This window comes from Streptomyces sp. NPDC040545 (assembly GCF_055595065.1).
This window is the reverse complement of sequence record NZ_JBVIWA010000018.1, coordinates 20,055-45,193: the sequence shown is the minus strand read 5'-3', so window position 1 is coordinate 45,193 and position 25,139 is coordinate 20,055. Positions and strand designations below refer to the sequence as shown.

Annotated in this window: 24 protein-coding genes and 1 pseudogene; 6 read left to right on the top strand and 19 right to left on the bottom strand. The window is 71.9% G+C overall.

The features are described 5' to 3' along the window. Positions 1–8: 8 nt before the first annotated feature. From ACZ573_RS28875 to ACZ573_RS28860, 4 genes are all read right to left on the bottom strand, one after another. Positions 9–1,442 (bottom strand): sugar porter family MFS transporter, encoded by a 1,434-nt coding sequence (locus ACZ573_RS28875; RefSeq protein WP_471309468.1) that lies wholly within the window; start codon positions 1,440–1,442, stop codon positions 9–11. A gap of 183 nt (positions 1,443–1,625) precedes the next feature. After that, positions 1,626–5,330, bottom strand: a complete 3,705-nt coding sequence (locus tag ACZ573_RS28870; protein WP_471309465.1) for an AAA family ATPase — start codon at positions 5,328–5,330, stop codon at positions 1,626–1,628. 226 nt (positions 5,331–5,556) lie between these two features. Further along, a complete protein-coding gene (locus ACZ573_RS28865) occupies positions 5,557–5,775 on the bottom strand; it encodes a hypothetical protein (RefSeq protein WP_030012524.1) in 219 nt (72 codons plus the stop codon). Between the two features lie 348 nt (positions 5,776–6,123). Next, positions 6,124–6,405: an acylphosphatase gene (locus ACZ573_RS28860; protein WP_030012523.1), complete on the bottom strand. Its 282-nt coding sequence runs from the start codon at positions 6,403–6,405 to the stop codon at positions 6,124–6,126. 136 nt (positions 6,406–6,541) lie between these two features. On the opposite strand from ACZ573_RS28860, the gene ACZ573_RS28855 reads away from it, so the two are divergent. Continuing rightward, entirely contained in the window at positions 6,542–7,495 is a 954-nt protein-coding gene (locus ACZ573_RS28855) for a CAP domain-containing protein (protein ID WP_471309462.1), read from the top strand. A gap of 15 nt (positions 7,496–7,510) precedes the next feature. Here the strand turns inward: ACZ573_RS28855 and ACZ573_RS28850 are convergent, their stop codons facing one another. Beyond that, positions 7,511–8,113 carry a flavodoxin family protein gene (locus ACZ573_RS28850; protein WP_471309712.1) on the bottom strand — a complete coding sequence of 201 codons (603 nt, stop codon included), beginning with the start codon at positions 8,111–8,113 and terminating at the stop codon, positions 7,511–7,513. Positions 8,114–8,248: 135 nt separating this feature from the next. Here ACZ573_RS28850 and ACZ573_RS28845 point away from each other — a divergent pair, with 135 nt between their 5' ends. Further along, a complete protein-coding gene (locus ACZ573_RS28845; RefSeq protein ID WP_390800784.1) occupies positions 8,249–8,653 on the top strand; it encodes a winged helix-turn-helix transcriptional regulator in 405 nt (134 codons plus the stop codon). On the opposite strand, the gene mutM is transcribed toward ACZ573_RS28845, so the two are convergent. The 9 genes from mutM to ACZ573_RS28800 all read right to left on the bottom strand — a co-directional run bounded on the left by mutM (position 8,626) and on the right by ACZ573_RS28800 (position 17,640). Beyond that, on the bottom strand, positions 8,626–9,495 hold the full coding sequence (mutM, locus tag ACZ573_RS28840) for a bifunctional DNA-formamidopyrimidine glycosylase/DNA-(apurinic or apyrimidinic site) lyase (RefSeq protein WP_471309460.1): 870 nt from the start codon (positions 9,493–9,495) through the stop codon (positions 8,626–8,628). The two genes, ACZ573_RS28845 and mutM, sit on opposite strands and share 28 nt — an antisense overlap. A gap of 115 nt (positions 9,496–9,610) precedes the next feature. Beyond that, a complete protein-coding gene (gene rnc, locus ACZ573_RS28835; RefSeq protein ID WP_471309458.1) occupies positions 9,611–10,459 on the bottom strand; it encodes a ribonuclease III in 849 nt (282 codons plus the stop codon). 19 nt (positions 10,460–10,478) lie between these two features. After that, on the bottom strand, positions 10,479–10,652 hold the full coding sequence (gene rpmF / locus ACZ573_RS28830; RefSeq protein ID WP_003965982.1) for a 50S ribosomal protein L32: 174 nt from the start codon (positions 10,650–10,652) through the stop codon (positions 10,479–10,481). Positions 10,653–10,654: 2 nt separating this feature from the next. After that, the gene (locus tag ACZ573_RS28825; RefSeq protein ID WP_301366277.1) at positions 10,655–11,323 is read right to left on the bottom strand and encodes a YceD family protein; all 669 of its coding nucleotides are present in this window, start codon (positions 11,321–11,323) and stop codon (positions 10,655–10,657) included. Between the two features lie 110 nt (positions 11,324–11,433). After that, the gene (locus ACZ573_RS28820) at positions 11,434–12,492 is read right to left on the bottom strand and encodes an ATP synthase subunit B family protein (protein WP_471309455.1); all 1,059 of its coding nucleotides are present in this window, start codon (positions 12,490–12,492) and stop codon (positions 11,434–11,436) included. Between the two features lie 103 nt (positions 12,493–12,595). After that, a complete protein-coding gene (coaD, locus tag ACZ573_RS28815) occupies positions 12,596–13,075 on the bottom strand; it encodes a pantetheine-phosphate adenylyltransferase (protein ID WP_301374460.1) in 480 nt (159 codons plus the stop codon). Positions 13,076–13,089: 14 nt separating this feature from the next. Further along, entirely contained in the window at positions 13,090–13,668 is a 579-nt protein-coding gene (gene rsmD / locus ACZ573_RS28810; RefSeq protein ID WP_314244343.1) for a 16S rRNA (guanine(966)-N(2))-methyltransferase RsmD, read from the bottom strand. A gap of 73 nt (positions 13,669–13,741) precedes the next feature. Further along, positions 13,742–15,934 (bottom strand): ATP-dependent DNA helicase RecG, encoded by a 2,193-nt coding sequence (gene recG / locus ACZ573_RS28805; protein WP_471309452.1) that lies wholly within the window; start codon positions 15,932–15,934, stop codon positions 13,742–13,744. A gap of 26 nt (positions 15,935–15,960) precedes the next feature. Continuing rightward, the gene (locus ACZ573_RS28800) at positions 15,961–17,640 is read right to left on the bottom strand and encodes a DAK2 domain-containing protein (protein WP_471309449.1); all 1,680 of its coding nucleotides are present in this window, start codon (positions 17,638–17,640) and stop codon (positions 15,961–15,963) included. 240 nt (positions 17,641–17,880) lie between these two features. Between ACZ573_RS28800 and rpmB the strand changes: the two genes are divergently transcribed. Beyond that, the gene (gene rpmB, locus ACZ573_RS28795; RefSeq protein ID WP_007266795.1) at positions 17,881–18,066 is read left to right on the top strand and encodes a 50S ribosomal protein L28; all 186 of its coding nucleotides are present in this window, start codon (positions 17,881–17,883) and stop codon (positions 18,064–18,066) included. A 121-nt stretch (positions 18,067–18,187) separates the two neighbouring features. Here rpmB and thiD read toward each other — a convergent pair whose 3' ends face one another. Both thiD and ACZ573_RS28785 read right to left on the bottom strand, forming a co-directional pair. Continuing rightward, a complete protein-coding gene (gene thiD / locus ACZ573_RS28790; protein WP_471309446.1) occupies positions 18,188–18,988 on the bottom strand; it encodes a bifunctional hydroxymethylpyrimidine kinase/phosphomethylpyrimidine kinase in 801 nt (266 codons plus the stop codon). Continuing rightward, positions 18,985–19,968 carry a thiamine-phosphate kinase gene (locus ACZ573_RS28785; RefSeq protein ID WP_373044997.1) on the bottom strand — a complete coding sequence of 328 codons (984 nt, stop codon included), beginning with the start codon at positions 19,966–19,968 and terminating at the stop codon, positions 18,985–18,987. Before ACZ573_RS28785 ends, thiD begins: the two co-directional genes overlap by 4 nt. Positions 19,969–20,213: 245 nt before the next feature. Between ACZ573_RS28785 and ACZ573_RS28780 the strand changes: the two genes are divergently transcribed. Both ACZ573_RS28780 and ACZ573_RS28775 read left to right on the top strand, forming a co-directional pair. After that, a complete protein-coding gene (locus tag ACZ573_RS28780; RefSeq protein ID WP_030011290.1) occupies positions 20,214–20,447 on the top strand; it encodes an Lrp/AsnC family transcriptional regulator in 234 nt (77 codons plus the stop codon). Positions 20,448–20,470: 23 nt separating this feature from the next. Continuing rightward, positions 20,471–20,980 (top strand): DUF3515 domain-containing protein, encoded by a 510-nt coding sequence (locus ACZ573_RS28775; protein ID WP_471309442.1) that lies wholly within the window; start codon positions 20,471–20,473, stop codon positions 20,978–20,980. 99 nt (positions 20,981–21,079) lie between these two features. Here ACZ573_RS28775 and ACZ573_RS28770 read toward each other — a convergent pair whose 3' ends face one another. The 3 genes from ACZ573_RS28770 to ACZ573_RS28760 are packed head-to-tail and all read right to left on the bottom strand — an operon-like array spanning position 21,080 to position 24,036. Next, positions 21,080–22,237 carry a D-alanine--D-alanine ligase family protein gene (locus ACZ573_RS28770; RefSeq protein ID WP_301366285.1) on the bottom strand — a complete coding sequence of 386 codons (1,158 nt, stop codon included), beginning with the start codon at positions 22,235–22,237 and terminating at the stop codon, positions 21,080–21,082. A gap of 39 nt (positions 22,238–22,276) precedes the next feature. Next, complete coding sequence (locus ACZ573_RS28765; RefSeq protein ID WP_471309440.1) at positions 22,277–23,287, bottom strand: NAD(P)H-dependent glycerol-3-phosphate dehydrogenase; 1,011 nt, start codon at positions 23,285–23,287, stop codon at positions 22,277–22,279. Continuing rightward, the gene (locus ACZ573_RS28760) at positions 23,284–24,036 is read right to left on the bottom strand and encodes a lysophospholipid acyltransferase family protein (protein WP_471309436.1); all 753 of its coding nucleotides are present in this window, start codon (positions 24,034–24,036) and stop codon (positions 23,284–23,286) included. The genes ACZ573_RS28765 and ACZ573_RS28760 overlap by 4 nt, the downstream gene beginning before the upstream one ends. 268 nt (positions 24,037–24,304) lie before the next feature. Between ACZ573_RS28760 and cofC the strand changes: the two are divergent. Continuing rightward, a pseudogene (gene cofC / locus ACZ573_RS28755) lies at positions 24,305–24,904 on the top strand (2-phospho-L-lactate guanylyltransferase); the annotation flags it as partial. Positions 24,905–25,139 lie beyond the last annotated feature (235 nt).

Sequence of the window (25,139 nt, the reverse complement as noted above, 5' to 3'; positions counted from 1 at the left end):
GGGGGTGGTTACCCCATCTCCTCCAGCGCCTTGCCCTTGGTCTCCGGCACCCACTTGAGGATGAACGGGATCGAGAGCAGGGCGAAGCCGGTGTAGATCATGTACGCGCCGGACAGGTTCCAGTCCGAGAGCGTCGGGAAGCTGACGGTGATGACCCAGTTGGCGATCCACTGGGCGGCGGCGGCCACGCCGAGGGCCGCGGCCCGGATGCGGCCCGGGAACATCTCGCCGAGCAGCACCCAGACGACCACGCCCCAGGAGAGGGCGAAGAAGAGGACGAAGCAGTTGGCGGCGACCAGGGCCACGATGCCCTGGGCGTGCGGCAGGGAGATGTCGTCGCCGACCCCGGACTTGTACGAGAAGGCCCAGGCGGCCAGGCCCAGCGAGATCGACATGCCGACGGAGCCGATGAGCGCGAGCGGCTTGCGGCCGATCCGGTCGACGAAGATCATCGCGATCACCGTACCGACGATGTTCACGACCGAGGTCTCGAAGGAGTACAGGAACGAGGCGCTCGCGTCGATGCCGACCGACTGCCACAGCGAGGAGCTGTAGTAGAAGATCACGTTGATGCCGACCAGCTGCTGGAAGAGCGAGAGGCCGATACCGACCCAGACGATGGGCAGGAAGCCGAAGCGGCCGCCGAGCAGGTCCTTGAAGGTGGACTTGTGCTCGGAGCGCATCGCGTGCTCGATCTCGGCGACGCGCTCGTCCAGGTCGATCTTCGAACCCTCGACCTCGGTCAGCACCTTCCTGGCCTCGTCGTTGCGGCCGACGGAGATCAGGAAGCGGGGGGACTCCGGGATGACGAAGGACATCAGCCCGTAGAGGGCGGCCGGGACGACCATGACGCCCAGCATCCACTGCCAGGCCTCCAGACCCGCGATGTTGCCGCGCTGGTCCCCGTCGGCGAGGTTCAGGATGGCCCAGTTGACGAGCTGGGAGACGGCGATGCCGATGACGATGGCGGCCTGCTGGAAGGAGGCGAGGCGGCCGCGGTAGGCGGCCGGGGAGACCTCGGCGATGTAGGCGGGTCCGATGACGGAGGCCATGCCGATGCCGATGCCGCCGATCACGCGCCACATGGCGAGGTCCCAGAGGGCGAACGGCAGGGCCGAACCGAGGGCGCTCGCGGTGAAGAGGAGGGCGGCGATCTGCATGCAGCGGATTCGGCCGATCCGGTCAGCGATGCGGCCCGCGGTGGCGGCGCCGAACGCGCAGCCGATCAGCGCGGCGGCGATCACCTGGGCGAGCGCCGCGGACCCGACGTCGAACCGTTCGCGGATGGCGACGACGGCGCCGTTGATGACGGAACTGTCGTACCCGAAGAGGAAGCCGCCCATGGCCGCGGCCGCGGCGATGAAGATGACGTGGCCGAGGTGCTCGGGGTGCGGCGAGGATCCGCCGCCTGGTGCCGGGGCCCGCGATGTGCTGCTGGTCAAGGTGTGCTCCGTGGGGGTTTTGTCCGTCCTCACAGTGGCGCACAGTTCAAGATCGGGCACCACTCGAAGGCGGGAGACAGCGGAGCGAGCCTATGCGTTCAGTTTCTGAAGTCAATACTTGGCCTGAAGTTGCCGTGTCCGGAAGATTGCTGACATTGAATTCACTTCTTGTAACTACGGGCCTCAGCGCAGCCTCTGGCTGATGACCTTGGAGACCCCGTCCCCCTGCATCGAGACGCCGTAGAGCGCGTCCGCGACCTCCATCGTCCGCTTCTGGTGCGTGATGACGATCAGCTGCGAGCTCTCCTGGAGCTCCTCCATGATCCGGATCAGCCGCTGCAGGTTGGTGTCGTCGAGCGCGGCCTCGACCTCGTCCATCACGTAGAACGGGCTGGGGCGCGCCTTGAAGATGGACACCAGCAGCGCCACGGCGGTCAGCGAGCGCTCGCCGCCGGAGAGCAGCGACAGCCGCTTGACCTTCTTGCCCGGCGGACGGGCCTCGACGTCGATGCCGGTGGTCAGCATGTTGTCGGGGTCGGTGAGGATCAGCCGGCCCTCGCCACCGGGGAACAGGCGCGAGAACACCCCCTCGAACTCCCGGGCCGTATCCCGGTACGCCTCGGTGAAGACCTGCTCGACGCGCTGGTCGACCTCCTTCACGACTTGAAGGAGATCGGCCCTCGTCTTACGGAGATCCTCCAGCTGCTCGCTGAGGAACTGGTGGCGCTCCTCCAGCGCCGCGAACTCCTCCAGGGCGAGCGGGTTGACCTTCCCGAGCTGCTGGTAGGCGCGTTCGGCGACCTTGAGCCGCTTCTCCTGCTGGGCCCGGACGAAGGGGCCGGGCCGGTTCCGCGGGTCCTGCGGGTCCTGCGGCAGCACCTCGCCCTCGGCGGCCGGGGACGGGGGCACCGGCTGGTCGGGACCGTACTCGGCGACCAGCCCGGCGGCCGCCATGCCGAACTCCTCCAGCGACTTGGCCTCCAGCGCCTCGATGCGCAGCCGCTGCTCGGCGCCGAGCACCTCGCCGCGGTGGACCGAGTCGGTGAGCTTGTCCAGCTCCCCCTTCAGCTCCCGGCCGCGGTTGCGCGCCTCGCCGAGCTCCCGCTCGCGCAGGCCCTTCGCCCGTTCGGCCGCCACCCGTTCCGCGTCGGCCCTGCCGAGCGACACCTCCACGTGTGCGAGGAGCTGCCGGGACCCGTCGGCCACCGCCCGGGCCACCTCCGCCTCGTGGCGCCGCCGGGCCCGGCGGCGCTCGGCGCGGGTCCGGGCCTCGCGTTCCGCACGGGCCCCCCGGTCGAGTGAATCCGCTCGTCCGGACAGCCCCTTGACCCGCTCCTCGAGGGTCCTCAGCTGCAGCCGGGCCTCCATCTCGGTCTGCCGGGCGTTGGCCCCGTCCGCGGCGAGCCGGTCCCGCCTGGAGCCGTCCGGCTCCTCGTCCACCGGCATCTCCTCGGCGGTCGCGAGGCGCTCCGCGCACTCCTCCACCTCGGCCAGCGCCTGTTCCAGGGCGTCCTGGGCCCTGGCCGCGGCGGCGGCGCTGCGTTCGGCCTCGCCGGCCGCGCCCTTCGCCTGCCCGGCGAGCCGTCCGAGCTGCTGGGCGACCCCGGCCCGGGCCGCTTCCGCCGCGCGCCGCCGCTCGGCGAGCTCCTCGACCAGGGCTGCGGCGTCCTGCCGGCGCGCCTGGGCGGCCGCCCGGGCGCCGGCGAGCTCCTCGCACCGGACGCCCAGCCGGGCCAGCTCGCCCGCTGCCTCGTCGACGGCCGCCTGCACCTCGATCAGGCTGGGGGCTCCGGCGGAGCCGCCGTGCGCGAGGTGCGCCCCGAGCACATCACCGTCGAGGGTCACGGCCACCGCGTCGGGGCGCTGCGCGACCAGCGCCTCGGCCTCGTCGAGGGTCCCGACCACGACGTGGTCCCGCAGCACCCACTCCACGGCCCGCCGCACCTCCGCGTCCCCGCCGACCAGCCCGGCGGCCGGTACGGGCGCGCCCGCCGGGGCGGATGTCCCGACGCTCGCCGGCAGGTGCGGTGCGGCTGCGTGCGCGGGCAGATCTCCGTCCCGGGAGGGGGCCGGACGGGGGACCGCTCCCGGGGATCCGGCTCCCCCGGCAGCCGCTCCCGCGTCCCCGGCCGAGTCGGCGTATCCGGCCGGGGCCTGGCCCGGGAGGCCGGGTACGGCCGGGGCGATCAGCAGGGTGGCGCGGCCCGCGTCCGCCTCACGGAGGTGGCGGATCGCCTCGGCCGCCGCCCCCGGGGAGGCCACCGCCAGCGCGTCGGCGGCCGAGCCCAGTGCGGCGGCCACGGCGACCTCGTACCCCGGGGTCACCGACAGCCGCTGCGCCGCCGGTCCCAGCATCCCGGCCAGCCGCTCCCGCGCCGCGAGGAGTGCGCCCGTACCGTCCTTGCGGCGCAGCCCCAGCGCCAGTGCGTCCCGGCGCGCCGAGACGGCCGCCCGTGAGCGCTCCGCCCCGGACAGGTCCTCCCGGGCGGCGGACAGTTCCGCCTCCGCCCGTGCCAGCCCTTCCCGCGCGCTCTCGTGGTCGGTGTCGGCCGACGGGTCGTCGAGGCCGCCGACCTCCTGCGCCAGCGCCTCGTACTCCTCCTGCGCGGCGGCGGCCCGGGACTGCGCCTCGTCCCGCGCCGCGACGAGCCGGTCGATCTCGGCCTGCGCCGCCCCCGCACGGGAGCGGGCCGCGCCGAGCCGCCCGGTCAGCCGGGCCAGTCCCTCGCGCCGGTCGGCGATGGCCCGCGCGGCGTCCCGCAGCCGGCGTTCCTCCTCGGCCAGCGCCCGCTCCAGCTCCGCCCGGTGCTCGGCCGTGTCCTCCAGCGCCCGCGAGGCCGCCTCCAGAGCCGCCGTCAGTTCCGCCTCCTGCTCACGGATCCGCGCGGCCTCCCGCTCCATCTCCTCGGGATCGCGGCCGCGCCGCTCCTCCTCGGCCGGCGCCGAGGCGCTCTTGACCCGCGCGTCCGCCAGGGAGGCGGTCCCCCGGACGCGTTCGGCGAGCTGCGACAGCTCGTACCAGGTCTGCTGCGCCCGCTGCAGCCGCGGTGCGAGCTCCCGTACCGCCTCCTCCAGCTCCGCCTCGCGCCGCACGGCGCCCGCGAGCTGGGCCTCGGCGGCCTCCTTGCGCTCCTTGAGCGCCGCCTCGTCCGCGATCTCCGCGTCGAGGGCGCGCCGCAGTACGACCAGGTCGTCGGCGAGCAGCCGCAGCCGCGCGTCGCGCAGGTCCGCCTGGATCACGGCCGCCCGCCGGGCGACCGCCGCCTGCCGTCCCAGGGGCTTGAGCTGGCGCCGCAGCTCGTCGCCCAGGTCCTGGACGCGCGCGAGATTGGCCTGCATCGCGTCCAGCTTCCGCAGCGCCTTCTCCTTGCGCTTGCGGTGCTTGAGTACGCCGGCCGCCTCCTCGATGAAGGCGCGGCGGCCCATGGGATCGGCGTGCAGTACGGAGTCCAGCTGGCCCTGTCCGACGATGACGTGCATCTCGCGGCCGATGCCGGAGTCGGAGAGCAGTTCCTGGATGTCGAGCAGGCGGCAGGTGTCGCCGTTGATCTGGTACTCGCTGCTGCCGCCGCGGAACATGATCCGGGTGATGGTGACTTCGGCGTAGTCGATGGGGAGCGCGCCGTCGGAGTTGTCGATCGTCAGGGACACCTCGGCCCGTCCGAGCGGCGGGCGCCCGGTGGTCCCGGCGAAGATGACGTCTTCCATCTTCCCGCCGCGCAGGGACTTGGCCCCCTGTTCGCCCATGACCCAGGACAGCGCGTCCACCACATTGGACTTGCCGGAGCCGTTCGGGCCCACGACACAGGTGATCCCGGGCTCGAAGCGCAAGGTGGTGGCGGACGCGAAGGATTTGAAGCCACGCAGGGTCAGGGACTTGAGGTGCACGCCGCCGGACTCTACCTTTCGCGTTCGGTTTCACCCATGAAGGTGCTGGGCACAACTGACGCCAATGGGATCAGGCCCCCCACCTGGCCCTGTGGTACGCGGCACGGCGGTCGGGGAAAGAGGGCGGGAAAGGCGAGGGAAGAGGAACGAGGAAAGAAAGAAGGGACGCCGGAGCGTCCCTTGCAGATCATGCGGGGCTGGAGTCGAGCGACGAGTGAAGCACGGGTCAGGTGAGCGCAGGCTCCGCCTGGGGTACGTCGATGTCGATGCTGCCGAGCAGCGAGTCTCCGTCGTGCTGAGCGGCGGCCGCGTTCAGCGCGTCATTTTCGGACTGAATCCGTACGAGCTCGGACTCGAGGTCCTGGACGCGCTGCTGAAGCCGTCGCATCTCGGCGAGGAGTCGCGGGTCGGAACCGCCGACGTAACCGAGAAGCGCCTTTGCCATGATGGATGGTCCTCCACACTGAGTGACCGACCGAAGCGGTGTGGGTCGTGAGGGAATCGCACCCGCGGATGTCCGACAGCGACTGACAGTCACTGCGCTTACTACTGCCAACACTGCCAAACAGCTCAGGTGCGCGGGGCTTCCAGCGTCTCACCAAAAAGTTTGACGGTCAACACGATCACGCCCCGTATCGGCGCGCGCCCCGGTCCCCGCAAGGGGTGTGGAGATCATCCTCATCTTCGAGCGTTCCACGGATCGCCGTCGTCGGCAACGCGTCGACGACGAATGCGCAGTTCCGACCGTGTGCGGACGCTCAGAGATGTGATGAGTGCATGATCAGTCGATCGGTCACCGCATCCCGAATCCGTCGTAGCCACCGCGCGGTGTGCCCCAGATCTCTGTCACCCCGTCCACCCGGCCGGGCGTGTCGGAGGAGCGCAACCAGTCGAGCAGCCGGTGGCAATTCTCACGTTGACCTTCGGCGACCACCTGCACTCGCCCGTCATCGAGGTTGAGCGCGAAGCCGACGACCCCGCCGATCTCCAGGGCGTTCTCCCTGGTGAACCAGCGGAAGCCCACTCCCTGCACACGGCCGCGCACCCAGGCGGTCAGACGGACATCTTCATTCATGCGTGAACGCTAACCGGGCGGGCACTTTCGGGACACATCGCCCCCCTGGCCCCATGGCGTACAGTCGCGCACCAATGAACTCACCCATTTGGGTGGGTAAGGGATGATCTTGACCCGGCAAGGAAGGCACGCTCCGATGGGCCGTCACCGACTCCCCGCCCCGCCGCACAGCGGCGGCAAGCGCGGCACCGCCCTGCGCACCGGCCTGCTGGGCATCTCCGTGGCCGTCGCCCTCGGCACCGCGGCCGTCACCACCGGCATGGTGCCGGTCGGCGGCTCCTTCCCCTATGTGGGTGTCAGCGGTACGGACGCCCCCACCACGGCGGCCAAGGCCAAGTCCTCGACCGGCTCCGATGCCGCTCTGCCGCAGCAGAACGGCCTCGTGAACCTCTCCGGCCGCGCCTCCGCCGGCACCGGGTCGGGCAGCGCGTCCCCGAAGCCGTCGGCCCCGGCCTCGCCGTCGGCGTCCGCCTCGCCGAGCGGCTCCCCGAGCGCCCCGCCCTCGCCGTCCGCCTCGCCGAGCGCCTCCCCCTCCCCGTCGACCCCGTCGGCCACGCCGGCCCCGTCCACCAAGGCCCCGTCCCCCAAGGCCCCGCGCACCAGCCCGGCCGCGCCGGTCGCGCCGACCGCCCCGGCACCCGCCACGAGCCAGGCCCCGGCCCCCGCGCCCTCGAAGCCGGCCACCGCCGCGCCGCGCCCGCCCCTGGACGGCCACTCCGCGGAGGAGTCCGCCGTCGTCGACCTGGTGAACCAGGAGCGCGCGCTGGCCGGGTGCGGCCCGGTCCGGGCCAATCCGCCGCTCGCGGCGCTGGCCGGGGCCTTCAGCCTGGACATGGCCACCCGCGGCTTCTTCAGTCACGAGGACCCCGAGGGCAACAGCCCCTGGGACCGCGCCACCAAGGCCGGCATCTCAGGCCTCGGCGGCGAGAACATAGCCCGCGGCCAGGGTGACGCCGAGGCCGTGATGAAGGCCTGGATGAACAGCCCGGACCACAAGGCGAACATCCTCAACTGCGAGTTCCGCACCCTGGGCGTCGGCATCCAGGTCGCCGACGGCGGCCCCTGGTGGACCCAGGACTTCGGCTTCTGAGGCGAGCCCTGGGGCTCAGGCCGCGGCGGCGGCCAGGGCCGCGCGGCCCGCGATGACGATGCGGGTCTGCTCGGTGACGCGGCGGCCCAGGTGCTCGGCGGTCGCGATGTCGGCCTTGTGGACCGCGTCCGCGCCCTCGTCGGAGTTGGTCTGGGCGGCGGCTCCGGAGAAGAAGCCGAGACGGTTCAGGTCGTTCTCGGATGCCGTGCTGGAGTTCCAGCCCGGCTTCAGGCCCAGGTTGATCCAGCTCATGCCGTGCTGCGCGGCCAGGATCTGGAAGAACTGCAGGGTGTGCAGCTTGTCGCCGCTCTTGGACGCGGAGTTCGTGAAGCCGGCCGCCACCTTGTCCTGCCAGGCGTCGCCGAACCAGCGCTTCGAGGAGGCCTCGGCGAAGACGTGGAAGGCGCCCGAGGCGGTGCCCATGTACGTCGGGGAGCCGAAGACGATCGCGTCGGAGGCGTCGAGGAGCTCCCACTGGGCGTCGTCGATCTCGTCGACCTTGATCAGGTGAACGGTCGCCCCGGCGTCCACGGCGCCGCTGCGGACCGCCTCGGCGACGACGGCGGTGTGGCCGTAGCCGGAGTGGTAGGCGATCGAGACGACGGGGGTGTGCGTGATTGCGGACAAGGCTGATCTCTCCCTCGGGAAAACTCTCGTCGCGGCACAGGACGTGGTGCGACGAGACAAAGAGAATCACTAACTTTTAGAAAGCGCAACCCCCGAGTTAGCGCTGCGGGCGAGTACGCTGACGGTATGGAGACCCCTGCCTGTACCGAAGCCGCCGAGACGGCACAACCGTTCGATGTCTTCGCGCGCGCCTGCCCGTCCCGGGAAACCCTCGAACACGTCACCGGCCGCTGGGGCAGCCTCACCGTCGGCGCCCTGCGCGAAGGCCCGTGCCGTTTCAACGAGCTGCGCCGACGGGTGGAGGGCGTCAGCGAGAAGATGCTCTCCCAGACCCTGCACGCGCTGGAGCGCGACGGCATAGTCAACCGCGAGGCGCAGCCCACGAACCCGCCGCGCGTCGACTACGAACTGACCCCGCTCGGCGTCGAGGTCGCCGACCGGCTGCTCGCGCTCATCCACTGCCTGGAGGGGAACATGCCGGCGGTGCTGGGCGCCCGGCAGTCCTACGACGCCACGCGCGGCGGCCTCTGACAGCGCGGGCAGAAGTAGCTCGACCGGTTCATCCACGGCCGGCGCCGTATCGGCGTACCGCAACGGCGGCACGGCTCGTCCTCGCGCCCGTAGGCGTCGAGCGAACGGTCGAAGTAGCCCGACTCCCCGTTCACGTTGACGTACAGACTGTCGAAGCTGGTGCCGCCGACCGCGAGGGCGGCGTTCATGACGTCCCGGGCATGGCCGAGGAGTTCCGCGCTCCGGGGGCGCGTGAGGCCCGCCGTGGGGCGCTCGTAGTGCAGCTTGGCGCGCCACAGCGCCTCGTCCGCGTAGATGTTGCCGACCCCGCTGATCAGCGACTGGTCCAGCAGCGCCCGCTTGACGGTGGTCCGCTTGGCGCGCAGCGCGAGATGGTAGGCGCCCTCGTCGAACAGCGGGTCCAGGGGATCGCGCGCGATGTGCGCGATCACGTCGGGCAGCCCGTCGGTGCTGCCGGCGGCGACCTCGTGCAGCGAGAGGCCGCCGAAGGTCCGCTGGTCCACGAAGCGCAGCTCCGTCCCGGCGTCGTCGTCGAAGCGCACCCGGATCCGCAGGTGCTTCTCGTCGGGGGCGTCCTGCGGCTGCACCAGCAGCTGCCCGCTCATCCCGAGGTGTCCGAGCACGGACAGGTCCCGGCCCTCCAGCGGCAGCCACAGGTACTTCCCGCGCCGCTGCGGCACCCCGACGGTCTCCCCGCGCAGCCGCGCCGCGAAGTCGGCCCCGCCGCCCGGATGGCGCCGGACGGCCCGCGGATGCAGGACCTCGACGGCCTCGACGGTCCGCCCCGCCACCCAGCGCTCCAGCCCCCGCCGCACGACTTCGACTTCGGGCAACTCGGGCACGGGGCACCTCCGGTGGGAGTGGATCTGACGCTCCCGGCGAGCGTACCGGCCGCCGAAAACGACAGCCGCCCGCCCCTGCGAGGCAGGGGCGGGCGGGTACGTCCCGAAGGAAGGGTCAGGCGTCCGGCGCCGAGTCGGCGGGCGTCGGCACCCCGCCGTTCTCGGTCCCGGCCGAAGCCGGAACCTCCGCCGGACCGGCGGTTGCGGCAGCTGCCGCGGCCGCCGTCCGCTCGTCCGCGGCGGCACGGATCCCGCGCCATGCGGACTCCGCTGCCTGCTGTTCCGCTTCCTTCTTGCTGCGGCCGGTGCCGGTGCCGTACGAGACACCACCGACGCGAGCGGCAGCAGTGAAGGTCTTCTCGTGGTCCGGACCGGTCTCGGAGACCAGGTACTCGGGCACGCCAAGGCCTTCGGCCGCCGTGAGTTCCTGGAGACTGGTCTTCCAGTCCAGGCCGGCTCCGAGGTTCGAGGACTTCTCGATGAGCGGGTCGAAGAGCCGGTGAACCAGCTCCGAGGCCGCGTCGAGGCCCTGATCGAGGTAAACCGCGCCGATCACCGCTTCAAGGGTGTCGGCGAGGATGGAGGCCTTGTCCCGGCCTCCCGTGCCCTCTTCGCCCCGGCCGAGCCGGATGAAGGAGCCGAGTTCGAGGCCGCGTCCGACCTCCGCCAGTGCGCGCGAGTTGACCACCGCGGCCCGAAGCTTGGCCAGCTGGCCTTCGGGGAGATCCGGGTGGGTCGTGTACAGCGTGTCCGTGACCACCAGGCCCAGCACGGAGTCCCCGAGGAACTCCAGGCGTTCGTTGGTGGGCAGACCGCCGTTCTCGTACGCGTACGAGCGGTGGGTCAGCGCACGCACCAGAAGGGCGGACTCGAGTCGATACCCGAGCCGCCCTTCCAGAAGCGTGTGGGACGAGGCCGCGTTGTTACTGTCTGCCTGCTTCTCAGCGTTGGACAGCTCAGACATTGCGCCTCTCACCAGCCGCTCAGACCTCGAGGACCTGGCGCTTGTTGTAGGTGCCGCAGCTCGGGCACGCAATGTGCTGGAGCTTCGGCTCCTGGCAACGCTCGCACGAAACCAGGGTGGGGACCGCAGCCTTCCACTGCGACCGGCGGTGGCGCGTGTTGCTGCGCGACATCTTCCGCTTCGGAACAGCCACGGCTACTTCTCCTGCTTCTCGGCGGCGCCCTGAACTCCGTCAGAGGCAGTGCCGCTCATGTTGTCCTTCTCGCCGTCCTGATCGGTCACGACGAGTCCTTGCAATGCCGCCCAACGGATGTCGACGGCGTCATGGTGGTGGTCCGGGTCGTCGTTCAGGCTGAGCCCGCAATCGGGGCACAGTCCGAGACAGTCCTCCCGGCACACCGGCTGCATGGGCAGTGCGAGCACCACCACATCCCGCAGCACGGGTTCGAGGTCGAACAAACCGTCCTCGAGGAAGAGCGTGTCCTCGTCGTCCTCGGCGTCGTCGGCCGGTTCCGCCTTGGAGCGGCTCCGGTCGTCGGCGTCAGGGTACGAGAACATCTCCTGGAAGTCCGCCTTGAGCTCGCGCTCGACGGACTCCAGACACCTTACGCACTCCCCCACGGCCGACGCACGGGCGGTGCCTGTGACAAGCACCCCTTCCATGACCGACTCCAGGCGGAGGCTGAGCTTCACCGGGGCGCCTTCCGGCACTCCGATGACGCCGACGAGACCGAAGTCCGCCGGTGCCGCGATCTCACGGGACAGCCGCTGCATGGCACCAGGACGCCGGCCCAGCTCGTGCGTGTCGAACACGAGGGGGTTGCGGTGGTCGAGGCGGGTATTCAGGGCCGTTCCTGCTTTCACAGATCGCTGAAGATCAAAGATTCCGCCGCACTAGGGCAGCATGGATCGCGGTGCATACGCGCGACCGAACAGCCAGGATACCCGCAGCGGCGCCCAGCGCCCAATCCGGTCTAGCGCCCCTGTTCGTACTGACGCAGCTGGTCCAGGTTGATCATGCTCGTGTCGAAGAGGCTGGTCTCGTCGAGCGAGGGCTGCTGGGCCTGCGGCTGGTACGCGGCGTAGGGGTCGGGCTGCTGCGCGTCGTAGCTCGCCGCGTAGCCCGCTCCGGAGGCGCCGCCCGCGGTGGAGTAGGGGTCCGGCTGCTGGTAGCCGCCGTACGGGTCCTGGTAGGAGTACGCGTCCTGCTGCTGGGCGGCGGGCTGGGCGGGCTGCTGGTAGCCGTACGTGTCGTACACGGGCTCCGCCTGCGCCGGGATCGGTGCCTGCGCGTGCAGCGGCTCCGGCTCCGCCAGGCCCGCCAGGAAGTCCGAGTCGCTCGCCGAGCGGGACTGCTGTCCGCCCACCGCGTCCTGGGCAGCCATGTGCACGCCCAGGTCGTCCGTGGGGACCCGGCCCAGGAGCTTCTGGCGGCCGCGGCCCACGGCCTCCAGCGTCTTGGAGAGCACCGCCTCGAAGGTCGCCAGCTTGGTGTCCACGTAGGCGTCCGCCTGCTGCCGCTGCGTCTCGGGGTCGTGGCTGCGCTCGGGTGCGTCCATGTCCGGGTAGCCGTGCTCGTCCAGACCCGGGCCGCGGCCCAGGAGCTTCTCCCGGCCTCGGTCCACCGAGCCGATGGTCTTGGTCAGCACGACCTCGAAGTTCGCGAGCTTGCTGTCGACGTAGTCGTCCGCCTCGGCCCGGATCTCCTCCGCCTCCCTGCGGGCCTCCTCCAGGATCCGGTCCGCCTCGGCCTGGGAGCGCCGCGCGATCTCGGTGTCGGAGATCAGCGAACCGCGCTGGTTGTGGGCCGCGTCGATGATCCGCTCCGCCTCCCGGCGGGCCTCCTCGACCATCTGCTCCCGGCCGCCGATGAGCTCCTGAGCCTGCGCGAGCGAGCCGGGCAGTGCCTGGCGCACCTCTTCGAGCTGCTCCAGCAGCTCGGCGCGGTTGATCACGCAGGAGGCCGACATGGGCATGGACCGGGCGCCGCCGACGGCCGCGACGATCTCGTCGAGCTTCTTCTGCACGTCCATGGGGGCTCGCACTCTCTCGGCCTCAGGCGGTTCCTGAGACGGACGGGACGACTGTAAGGCCACCGGGCGGGCCCCCGACACCGCCTGACGCCCTGTCAGTCGGTCAGCGGTTGCGCAGCCGCTCCAGGAGCGCCGCGTGGACGTGCGCCGGCAGCAGGTGGGCGACGTCACCGCCCCAGGCCGCGACCTCCTTGACCAGCGAGGAGGACAGGAAGCTGTAGGTGGGGTTGGTCGGGACGAACAGCGTCTCGACGCCCGACAGGCCCATGTTCATCTGGGCCATCTGGAGCTCGTAGTCGAAGTCGCTGACCGCGCGCAGGCCCTTGACGATGGCGGGGATGTCCCGCTGCTTGCAGAAGTCGACCAGCAGGCCGTGGAAGGCCTCGACCTGGATATTGCCGTAGTCGGCCGTGGCCTCGCGGATCAGCTCGATCCGCTCCTCGACGGTGAACAGGCCCTGCTTCGACTGGTTGATCATCACGGCGACGTGCACGACGTCGTAGAGCCTGGAGGCGCGTCCGATGATGTCGAGGTGTCCGTTGGTGATGGGATCGAAGGACCCCGGACAGACGGCGCGGCGCAACTGAACTCCCTCGTTCATGAGTCTTCGCTGGTGAAAGCGGCGCGGCCGTACCAAAGGGTGCCCTCGCCGTACTTGCGCGACCGGAGCGGCTCGAAGCCCTCGGGCCACGGGAAGGCGCCGCTCCTGGTGCTGCGCTCCACGGTGACGAGCGCATCGTCCGTGATCCAGCCATTGGACCGGAGTGTGAGGAGGATCTCCCGCAGTTCCGCGCTGTCCACGGCGTACGGCGGATCCAGGAAGACGATGTCGTACGGGTCCCCCGCGGCCCTGGCCGCCACGATCTGCTCGGCCTTGCCCGCGCGGAACTCCGCGCCGGGCAGGCCCAGCGTGCGGATGTTGTCCCGGATCGCCTTGGCGGCCTTGGCGTCGGCCTCCACGAGCAGGGTGTGGGCGGCGCCCCGGGAGAGCGATTCCAGGCCGACGGCGCCGGAGCCGCCGTACAGGTCGAGCACCCGGGCCCCTTCGACGCCGTGCAGCGACTCCCAGGTCGAGAAGAGGCCTTCGCGCATCCGGTCCGAGGTCGGACGGGTGCCGGTGCCGGGGGGCACGGCCAGCCGTCGCCCGCCGGCGCTGCCGGCGATCACGCGGGTCATCTGGGGTCCTTCGGTACGGCGGTAGGGGGGTGCCCCGGCGCTGCCGCGGCACTCCAACGATAGGTCGTGCCGCTCAGCCCTTCTCCAGGTACTGCTCGCGCTCGGTGTCGAGCAGGGCGTCCAGCGCGGTCCGCAGGCCCGGCAGGTGTTCCAGCGCGGGGTCCTCGGCGACGACGCGGGTGGCCTCCTCCCGGGCCTGGGCGATGACCTCCTCGTCCTCGATGACGGCGAGCATGCGCAGCGAGGAGCGGACTCCGGACTGGGCCTGGCCGAGCACATCGCCCTCGCGGCGCTGTTCCAGGTCGATCCGGGAGAGCTCGAAGCCGTCGAGGGTGGCGGCGACGGCGGCCAGCCGGGCCCGCGCGGGGCTGGCCTCGTGCATCTCGCTGACCAGCAGACAGAGACCGGGCGCGGAGCCTCGGCCGACGCGGCCGCGCAGCTGGTGGAGCTGGGAGACGCCGAACCGGTCCGCGTCCATGATCACCATGACGGTGGAGTTGGGGACGTTCACCCCGACCTCGATGACGGTGGTGGCGACCAGCACCTTGACCTCGCCGGCGGCGAACCGGCGCATGACGTCGTCCTTGTCGGCCGGGTCCATCCGGCCGTGCAGCACCTCGACGGCCATCCCGGCCAGGGGTCCGCGCGTGAGCTGCTCGGCGATCTCCACGACCGCGAGGGGCGGCCGCTTGTCGCCGTCGTCCTCGGCGGACTTCTTCTTGGGATCGTCCTCCCCGTCCCCGATGCGGGGGCACACCACATACGCCTGGTGCCCCTTCTCGACCTCCTCGCGGACCCGTTCCCAGGCCCGCGCGAGGAAGTGCGGCTTGTCCTTCGAGGGCACCACGTGCGTCGCGATCGGGGAGCGTCCGGCCGGCAGCTGGTCGAGGACGGAGGTCTCCAGGTCGCCGAAGACGGTCATGGCGACCGTGCGCGGGATCGGGGTCGCGGTCATCACCAGCAGGTGCGGGGGCTGCTTCCCCTTGGACCGCAGCGCGTCGCGCTGTTCCACGCCGAAGCGGTGCTGCTCGTCCACGACGACCAGGCCGAGGTCGTGGAAGTGCACCTTGTCCTCGATCAGTGCGTGCGTGCCGATCACGATCCCGGCCTCGCCGGTGACCAGGTCGAGCAGGGCCTGGCGGCGCGCGGGCATCCCCATGGAGCCGGTGAGGAGCACCACCTTGGTGCCCCGGTCGGAGCCGCCGAGCATGCCCCCCTCGGCCAGTTCGCCCATCATCTCGGTGATGGAGCGGTGGTGCTGCTGGGCGAGCACCTCGGTGGGCGCGAGCATGGCCGCCTGCCCGCCGCTGTCCACGACGGCGAGCATGGCCCGCAGCGCGACCAGGGTCTTGCCCGAGCCGACCTCTCCCTGGAGGAGGCGGTGCATGGGGTGTTCGGTGGCGAGGTCGTCGAAGATCTCCTTCGAGACGGTCTGCTGGCCCTGGGTGAGGGTGAAGGGCAGTTTCGCGTCGAAGGAGTCGAGCAGGCCGCCGGGGACCGGGCGGCGCGGGACGGCCGGGAGCTGGGAATCGGCGTGCCGACGGCGGGCCAGGGCGACCTGGAGGACGAAGGCCTCGTCCCACTTGAGGCGCTGGCGGGCGTCCTCGATGTCGGCCTTGGTGCCCGGACGGTGGATCTTCAGCAGGGCTTCGGTGAGCGGGACCAGTCCACGGCCCTCGCGCAGGGCGGGCGGCAGCGGGTCCACGGCGTCCTGGGCGCTGGGCAGCACCGCGTCCACGCACTTGGCGATCTTCCAGGACTCCAGCTTGGCGCAGGCCGGGTAGATCGGGATGAGCTGACCGGCGAAGGCGGCCGCGGCGTCCCGGTCGGAGGCGTCGCCGCCGAGCGGCTCGTAGGCCGGGTGCGCGAGCTGGAGCTTGTGGTTGAACTTGGAGACCTTGCCGGCGAACATCGCGCGGCTGCCGGGCAGCAGGTCCTTGTGCGGCTTGTGGACGCCGGCGCCGAAGAAGACCAGCTGGAGGCGGCCGCTGCCGTCGGTGATGGTCACCTCCAGCCGCTTGCCGCGGCCCCCGTTGAAGGTCAGGATCCGGGCGTCGGCGACCTGCGCGACGACGGTCACGTGCTCGTCGATCTGGTCGGCGAGCTCGGCCAGAGAGGTCAGCTCACCGCGCTCGGCGTACCGCCGCGGGTAGTGGTGGAGCAGGTCCAGGGCCGTGTGCAGGCCGAGCTGCTCGGCCAGCACCTTGGCGGTGGCGGGACCGAGCGTCTTCTTGAGGTCTTCGTCGAGCGCGGGCACGTGTTCCATTGCACACCATGGCGCTGACAAGCCCGCTATTCCACCCCGACCAGGAGCGGCGCCGAGTACCGGCCGCCCCGGTAGGTGACGGTGTCCACGGCGAGGTGGCCCTGCTGGACGTAGGCCTCAAGGCGTTCGGCGACGGCGTCCGGTACGTCGGGTCCTAGGACCAGGGTGACGAGTTCGCCGCCGGAGCCCAGCATCCGGTCCAGGACGGCCTCGGCGGTCTCGGCCAGGCCCGAGCCGATCACCGCGACGTCCCCGTCGATGAGGCCGAGCACGTCGCCGGCCTGGCAGATGCCGGCCGAGGTGAAGGACTGCCGTTCGGCGACGGCCAGTTCCCCGTACCGGGTGGCGCCGGCCGCCGCCGTCATGGCGACCACGTCCTCGTCGAAGCTGCCCTCGGGGTCGTGCACGGCGAGCGCGGCCAGGCCCTGGACCGCGGAGCGGGTGGGGATCACGGCCACCCGTACGCCCTCGGCGCGGGCCTGTTCGGCCGCGGCGGCCGCGGCGGCGCGCAGTTCGGCGCCGCCCGGCAGCAGCACCACCTCGCGGGCGTGGGCGCGGCGGACGGCGTCGAGCAGTTCGGCCACGGCCGGCGGCTCCCCGGGGCGTACGAGCACGGTGGTCGCTCCCGCCTCCCCGCACAGCCCGGCCAGTCCCTCGCCGGGGACGACGGCGACCACGGCCCGCTGGGCGCGCTCGCCCCGCGCCCGGCGGCGCTCGTCCCCGAAGTGGGTGATCCGTATCCGGTAGGGCCGTCCGGCCACGACTCCGGCCTCCACGGCCGCGCCGGGGTCGTCGACGTGGACGTGGACGTTCCACAGTCCGTCGCCGCCGACCACGACCAGTGAGTCGCCGAGTGCGTCGAGGCGTTCGCGCAGTTCGCCGACGGCCGCCTCGGAGGCCTCCAGCAGGTAGATCACCTCGTACGCGGGCCCGTCGTCCTCCTGAGCGCAGGGGTCCGGCGACTGCGGTACGGGCACCGCGCGGCCGCGTACGGGTTCGGCGGCCGCCTCCTGGCCGGACAGTGCCTGCCACAGGGCGCCGAAGACCACGACCAGCCCGCAGCCCCCGGCGTCGACCACTCCGGCCCGGCCCAGCGCGGCGAGCTGCCCGGGGGTCTCGGCCAGGGCGGCGCGGGCCCCGTCGTAGGCGGCCCGGGCCACGTCGGCCGCGGTCCCGGCGGCGGCTCCGGCCGCCTCGCCGGCCCGGGCGGCGGCGCCGGCGACGGTGAGCATGGTGCCCTCCACCGGGTGCGCGACGGCCGCGTACGCCTCCTCGGCGGCCCGGGTGAGCGCGCGGGCCAGCAGCCCGCCGGGGCCCTGTCCGGCCTGCTGCGCCCGCTCGGCCGGCCCGGCCGGCTCGTCTCCGAGTACGTCGGCCACCCCGCGCAGCAGCTGCGCCAGGATCGTCCCGGAGTTCCCGCGGGCTCCCACCAGTGCTCCGTGCGCCCAGGCCCGTACGGCCTCGGCGAGGGAGGTCCGCCCTGTGCCGTCGGTCACCTCGGGGAAGGCCTCGGCGAGGCCGCGGTCGGCCGATTCGGCGGTGAGGTAGAGGTTGGTGCCGGTGTCCGCGTCGGCGACCGGGTAGACGTTGATCGCGTCGATGTCCTCGCGGGCCCGGCCCAGTGCGGCCAGGGCCAGGGAGCTCCAGGTGCGCACCGCTTCGGCGTCGAGCTCGTCAGGGTGCTGCGGCTGCGACTCGTGCGGCACCGGGCGTTCCTCCTTGTGCGGGCCAGGGTTCACCGCAGGGTAACGAAGGACCGCCCGGGCGTCGGGACCGCGGGGCGGGGGCGGCGGCGGCCATGGTAGTTTTCTTGGACGGACGCAGTCGTTGTATGCTGCTCCGGTTGCCCGGCGAGAGTCGGGCCATTCCCCCGGCAAACCACTTCAGACCTCTGAATCCGGTGCGCCGGTTTCACTGTAATTGCATCTGAAGTCTTGGAGTGACCTGTGGCTGCCAACTGCGACGTTTGCGCCAAGGGGCCGAGCTTCGGCAACAACATCTCCCACTCGCACCGCCGCACCTCGCGTCGCTGGAACCCGAACATCCAGCGCGTCCGTGCCGTGGTCAATGGGACGCCGAAGCGCCTCAACGCCTGCACCTCGTGCATCAAGGCCGGCAAGGTCTCGCGCTGACGCCTCCCGTCGTAGCGCAGCCCTTTCCGGTTGCCAAAAAGGCCGGTTCACCTCTGGTGAACCGGCCTTTTGCCTTTCCCGGGGGCCCGGCCGGAGGGCCGGCCGGGCTGTCGCAGCGGGTTCAGCGCCACTGCCAGGCGTGATCCACCGGGCCGATGCCCCCGCCGAGCGCGAAGCCGGCGGCGATGGCGCCCGTGACGTACTCCTTGGCGGCCATGACCGCCTCCGGGACGGGCAGTCCCCTGGCCAGGCCCGCCGCGATCGCGCTGGCGAGGGTGCAGCCGGTGCCGTGGGTGTGCCGGTTGTCGTGCCGCGGGGCGCGCAGCCACCGCTCATCGGTGCCGTCGGTGAGCAGGTCCACCGCCTCGTGGCGGTGCGCCGCGAGGTGCCCGCCCTTGATCAGCGCCCACCGCGGCCCGTGGCCGAGGATCGCGTCGGCGGCCCGCCGCATGTCGTCCTCGGTTTCCACCACCACGCCCGTGAGCTGGGCCACCTCGTCCAGGTTGGGGGTGGCCACCGTGGCCCGTGGCAGCAGCTCCTTGCGTACGGCGTCCAGCGCCGAGGCGGCGAGCAGCGCGTCCCCGTGCTTGGAGACCCCGACGGGGTCCACGACGGCCGGGGCGCGGGTGTCCGCCAGCAGCCCGGCCACCGTCTCCACGAGGGCGGCGGAGGAGAGCATGCCGGTCTTCACGGCCTGGACCCCGATGTCGTCCACCACGGCCCGGTACTGGGCCGTGACGGCCTCGGCGGGCAGTTCCCACACTCCCCGTACCCCGAGCGAGTTCTGCGCCGTCACGGCGGTCACCACGCTCATGCCGTGGACCCCGAGCGCCAGCATGGTCTTGAGGTCGGCCTGGATGCCCGCGCCGCCGCCGGAATCGGATCCGGCGACGGTCAGGCACAGCGGCGGGGCGGAGCTCACGGCGCGCCGTCCTGGGCGGCCGGGTCGGCCCCGAAGTGGTCCCAGCCTCCGGTGCTGGTCCAGGGCGCGCCGTCGACGGTCACCTGGGGCAGCGCGGAGCGGTTGAGCACCTCGCCGATGACCTTCCAGCGGGCGGGGAGCTTCACGTCGGGCGGGAAGGTCGCCACGATCGCGTGGTCCTCTCCCCCCGTGAGCACCCACTGCAGCGGGTCCACGCCGACGGCCTGCCCGATGTCGTGCATCTGGGTCGGGATGTCGACGGCCGCCGAGCGCAGGTCGATCCGTACCTTGCTGGCGTCGGCGATGTGCCCGAGGTCGGCGATCAGGCCGTCGCTGACGTCGGTCATGGCGGTGGCGCCGAGTCCGGCGGCGGCGGGGCCCGCGTGGTACGGCGGCTCGGGGCGCCGGTGCGCCTCTACGAAGGCCCGCGGGGAGCGGAAGCCGCGCGAGAGCACGGCGAAGCCGGCCGCGGACCAGCCGAGCCAGCCGGTGACGGCGACGACGTCGCCGGGCTGGGCGCCGGAGCGCAGGACGGGCTCGTGGTTGCGCAGGTCGCCGAGGGCGGTGATGGCGACGGTGATGACGTCCCCGCGGACGACGTCCCCGCCGACCACGGCCGCGCCGGCGACCTGGCACTCGTCGCGGATCCCGTCCATCAGCTCGGTGGGCCAGGTGACCGGCAGTTCGGCGGGGACGACGAGGCCGAGCAGCAGCGCGGTCGGCACCGCGCCCATGGCGGCGATGTCGGCGAGGTTCTGCGCGGCGGCCTTGCGGCCGACGTCGTAGGCCGTGGACCAGTCGCGCCGGAAGTGCCGGCCCTCCAGCAGGATGTCGGTGCTCGCCACGACCCGCCGGTCGGGGGCGGACACCACCGCGGCGTCGTCGCCCGGCCCGAGCCGGACCGCCGGGGTGGTGGTGAGCCGTGAGGTGAGCTCCCTGATCAGCCCGAACTCCCCCAGCTCGCCGACAGTGCCCTTCATCGCTGTGCCCCTTCTTGCCCAGTCCGCTTGCGGTCGCGAGCCGTCTCAGCTCTGGGTACCGTCAACAGATACGTCAACTTCTGCTCTCCGTACGCCCCGCTGTGCGTGGCGCCGGGCCCGCGGGTCTCCCCGCGGCGCACGGCGACGCGGTACCGTGGCGTCCCTTCTTCCCCCGGCCCGTTCAATCGTGTGGGGCCCACCCGAAGGTTAGGGGAAATGATCCTCGTGGCCGCCCTGGAGGTTCCGTGGTACAGGCGTACATCCTTATCCAGACCGAAGTGGGCAAGGCGTCGTTCGTCGCCGAGTCCATCGGCCAGATCCCGGGGGTGATCCAGGCCGAAGATGTGACGGGCCCGTACGACGTGATCGTGCGCGCCCAGGCCGACACCGTGGACGACCTCGGCCGTATGGTCGTCGCCAAGGTCCAGCAGGTGGAGGGGATCACCCGCACCTTGACCTGCCCGGTGGTCCATCTGTAGCCCCCGTCTACTCTTGGCCGGTGATGTCCCTCCACCACCGGCCCCTGCGTGTCCGCGCCCTGTCCGCCCTGCCCGCCTCGATGGCCGTCCTGGCCGCCGCGGCGTGCTCCCCGGGCGGATCCGAAGCCCGGGTGGACCCACCGCCGACGCCGCCCGCCGCCGTCGCGGGACTCTGTGCGGCACTGCACAAGGAGCTCCCGGAGACGGTGGCCGGCCTGGCGCGGACCAGAACCGAACCGGAGTCCGATCTGACGGCCGCGTGGGGCGGCTCGGCGATCGTACTGCGGTGCGGTATCCCCAAGCCCCCCAAGATGCTCGATCCGAAGCAGGAGGGCGTCCACGTGAACGGAGTCGCCTGGCTGCTGGAGAAGCTCGACGAGGGTTCCGGCGGGGGGTTCCGGTTCACCACCGGGCTGCGGCTGGCCTACACCGAGGTCCAGGTCGACAAGGAGCATGCCACGGATGCGGGGATGCTGGTCGGCCTGTCCACGGCCATCACCGCGACCGTGCCCGAGGGCATCGCCTCCTACTGAGTACCGCGCTCCGCGTACCGCGCACGGGGTACCGAGCAGCCGACCGCCCGCCGACCGCCTCGAAGGCGGTCGGCGGGCGGTCGGCTTTTCGGACGACTGTCAGCGCAGGCCGGTGGAGCGGCGCAGGGCCGCCTGGATCAGACTGTCCACCAGCTCCGGGTACTCGATGCCCGTCTTCTGCCACATCAGCGGGTACATGGAGATCGGCGTGAAGCCCGGCATCGTGTTGATCTCGTTGATGACGAAGGTGCCGTCCTCGGTGAGGAAGAAGTCGGCGCGCACCAGGCCCTCGCAGGACGCGGCCTCGAAGGCCTCGATCGCGAGCCGCTGCACCTCGGCGGTCTGCTCCGGGGTGAGCGGGGCGGGCACGATCCCGGAGGCGGAGTCGATGTACTTCGCCTCGAAGTCGTAGAAGTCGTGGCTGGACACCGGCGGGATCTCGGCGGGGACGCTCGCGCGCGGCCCGTCCTCGAACTCCAGGACTCCGCACTCGATCTCGCGGCCGCGCAGCAGCGCCTCCACGATGATCTTCGGGTCGTGGCGCCGGGCCTCCTTGACCGCGGCGTCCAGGCCGGAGGCGTCGTCGACCTTGGTGATGCCGATGGACGAGCCGGCGCGGGCGGGCTTGATGAACAGCGGCCAGCCGTGCTCGGCGGCGAAGTCCAGGATCCTGCCCGTGGCCGCGTCCCGGTCGGCCTCCCACTCGCGGGGGCGGATGGTCACGTACGGGCCGACGCGCAGCCCGAAGGACGTGAACACCCGCTTCATGTAGTCCTTGTCCTGGCCGACGGCCGAGGCGAGGACGCCGGAGCCGACGTACGGGATGCCGGAGAGCTCCAGGAGGCCCTGGAGGGTGCCGTCCTCGCCGTACGGGCCGTGCAGGACGGGGAAGACGACGTCGACCTCGCCCAGGGCCTTGGGGACGGCGCCCGGTTCGGTGTAGACGACCTGGCGGCTGGCGGGGTCGACCGAGAGCACGACGGCGCCGTCCTCGGAGTCGGCGAGCTCCTCGACACTCGGGAGCTTGCGGTCGGCGATGGCCATCCGCTCGGGCTCGTCGGCGGTCAGCGCCCATCGGCCGTCCGTGGTGATGCCGATGGGCAGCACCTCGTACTTGGAGCGGTCGATGGAGCGCAGCACGGCGCCCGCCGTGACGACCGAGATGGCGTGTTCCGAGCTGCGGCCGCCGAACACGACGGCCACGCGGGGCTTGCGGCCCTGCTGCTCAGGGGTCTGGGGGAGGTTCTCGCTGCTCATATCGCCACGAGAGTACCCGCTCATGCGTCCGGAAAGGAGCTAGCGACGTTCCGGTTTGGCGCTGCGGCTCATCAGTTCCTTCAGCGCGACCAGCGTCGGCTTGCCGTGGTGGACGATGTCCACCACGGTGTCGGTGATGGGCATGTCGACCCCGTGGCGGCGGGCCAGATCCGCCACGGACTGGCAGGACTTGACGCCCTCGGCGGTCTGCTTGGTGACCGCGATGGTCTCCTCCAGGGTCATCCCGCGGCCGAGGTTGGTGCCGAAGGTGTGGTTCCGGGAGAGCGGCGAGGAGCAGGTGGCGACCAGGTCGCCGAGGCCCGCGAGGCCGGAGAAGGTGAGCGGGTCGGCGCCCATCGCCACGCCGAGGCGGGTCGCTTCGGCGAGTCCGCGGGTGATGAGCGAGCCCTTGGTGTTGTCGCCCAGGCCCATGCCGTCCGCGATGCCGACGGCGAGGCCGATGACGTTCTTGACGGCGCCGCCGAGCTCGCAGCCGGTGACGTCGGTGCTCGTGTACGGGCGGAAGTACGCGGTGTGGCAGGCGGCCTGGAGGCGCTGGGCCACGCTCTCGTCCACGCAGGCGACGACCGAGGCGGCGGGCTGGCGGGCGGCGATCTCGGCGGCCAGGTTGGGGCCGGTGACCACGGCGATGCGCTCGGCGGGGACCTTGGCCACCTCCTCGATGACCTCGCTCATCCGCTTGGCGGTGCCGAGTTCGATGCCCTTCATCAGGGAGACGAGCACGGTGTCGGGGGCCAGCAGGGGCGCCCACGCGGCGAGGTTCTCGCGCAGGGTCTGGGACGGGACGGCGAGGACGGTGAAGTCCGCGCCGGCCGCGGCCTCGGCCGGGTCGGTGGTGGCCCTGAGGTTCGCGGGGAGTTCGACGCCGGGGAAGTAGTCCGGGTTGGTCCGGCCGGTGTTGATGGCGTCGACCACCTCCTGGCGGCGGCCCCACAGCGTCACCTCGCAGCTGGCGTCGGCGAGGACGATGGCGAAGGCCGTGCCCCAGGAGCCTGTTCCGAAGACGGTCGCCTTCACGGGACGTGTCACTTGTTGCCCTCCCCTGCGGCCTTGCGCCGCTGTTCCGCCCTGGCGTTGCGATGGTCGTACGGCTGCTCGGGCGCGGTCTCGCCGCGCACCTCCTCCAGCAGGCCGGTGATGGCCGCCATGATGACCTCGGTGACCTCCCGCAGGACGTCCGGGGTGGGTTCCCGGTCGTAGAAGGCGGAGAGGTCCACCGGCGGTCCGGCGAGCACCTGGAGGGTCTTGCGCGGGAAGAGCCGGACCTTGTCCTCCTTGGCGTAGGGGGGCATCGCGAGGTTCGCGCCCCACTGGGCCACGGGGATGACGGGTGCCCTGGTGATCAGCGCCACGCGGGCGGCGCCGGTCTTGCCGGCCATGGGCCACATGTCGGGGTCGCGGGTGAGGGTGCCCTCCGGGTAGAAGGCCACGCATTCACCGCGCTCGATCGCGTCCACCGCGGCCCGGAATGCGTCCAGGGCGTTGGTGCTCTCCCGGTAGACGGGGATCTGGCCGGAGCCGCGCAGGATCGACCCGACAATAGGGACCTTGAAGAGGGCGGCCTTCGCGAGCAATCGGGGCACTCGGCCGGTGTTGTACTGGAAGTGCGCGTAGGAGAGCGGGTCCAGATACGAGTTGTGATTGACGGCGGTGATAAAGCCGCCCTCGGCCGGAATGTGCTCCATTCCCCGCCAGTCCCGCTTGAAGAGCACTACCAGCGGCGGTTTTGCGATGACCGCCGCCAGGCGGTACCAGAAGCCGATTCTGCGGCGGGACACTCGGACACCTTTCCTCTGGACCGGTGGGCTGGGGTACCTCCCAGCGTCGGCTGGGGAGTCTGGGCACCTCGTCGGCCGGACAAGTGTCGCCCCGGGGCCGGTCTCTGTCGAGAACACCGTACGCCCCGCTCACGCCACCGGGCTCCCGGGTCGCCCGGGGGGAGGCGACAATGGGCCGACACATGACCCGGCCATGACCTGACCATGGTCCGGGGTTGGGCCGGAGCGCGCCGCAGGGAAGGGGTCCGTCACGAACGCCGTCTGGAGTCTGGTGGTCCCGCTGAAGCCTCTGGCGGTGGCCAAGAGCCGTCTCGCGGCGGCCGTGGGCGCCTCGCGTCCCGGGCTCGCGCTGGCCTTCGCGCAGGACACCGTCGCCGGGGCCCTGGCCTGCGCGGCGGTCGCGGATGTGGTGGTCGTCACGGACGACGCGGCGGCCGGTGCGGAACTGTCCCGGCTGGGCGCGCGGATCGTGCCGGACGCCCCGGCGGCCGGGCTCAACGCGGCGCTGGCCCACGGGGCGCGGGCGGCGCGGTCGGGGCGGCCCGGTGCCGCGGTCGCCGCGATGAACGCCGATCTGCCGGCGCTGCGGCCCCCCGAATTGCTACGCGTGCTCGAAAACGCCTCGGTATTTCCGCGGGCATTTCTGGCGGATGCGGCCGGAATCGGGACGACCTTGCTTTCCGCCGCGCCGGACGTGGAATTGGCGCCCTCCTTCGGGGGGCCGTCACGGGCCAGACATTCGGCCTCGGGGGCGGTGGAAATCGCTCTGGCGGACGTCGACAGCGTGCGCCGGGACGTGGACACGGCGGCCGATCTGCGCACCGCGCTCACCCTCGGCGTGGGGCGCCACACCGCCCGATACAGTGCCCGTATGCAGGCGACCGCGTACACGTACGACTCCGAGACCCGCAGCGGCAGTGTGCTGCTGGACGACGGCACCCCGGTGCCCTTCGAGGCCCCGGCCTTCGACGCGGGCGGCCTGCGTCTGCTGCGGCCCGGGCAGCGGGTGCGGATCGAGACGGACGGCGAGGGCGCGGGCCTGCGGATCACCCTGGTGACGCTGCAGACCTTCTGACCGCCCGGCCGTTCGGCCGCCCGGCCGT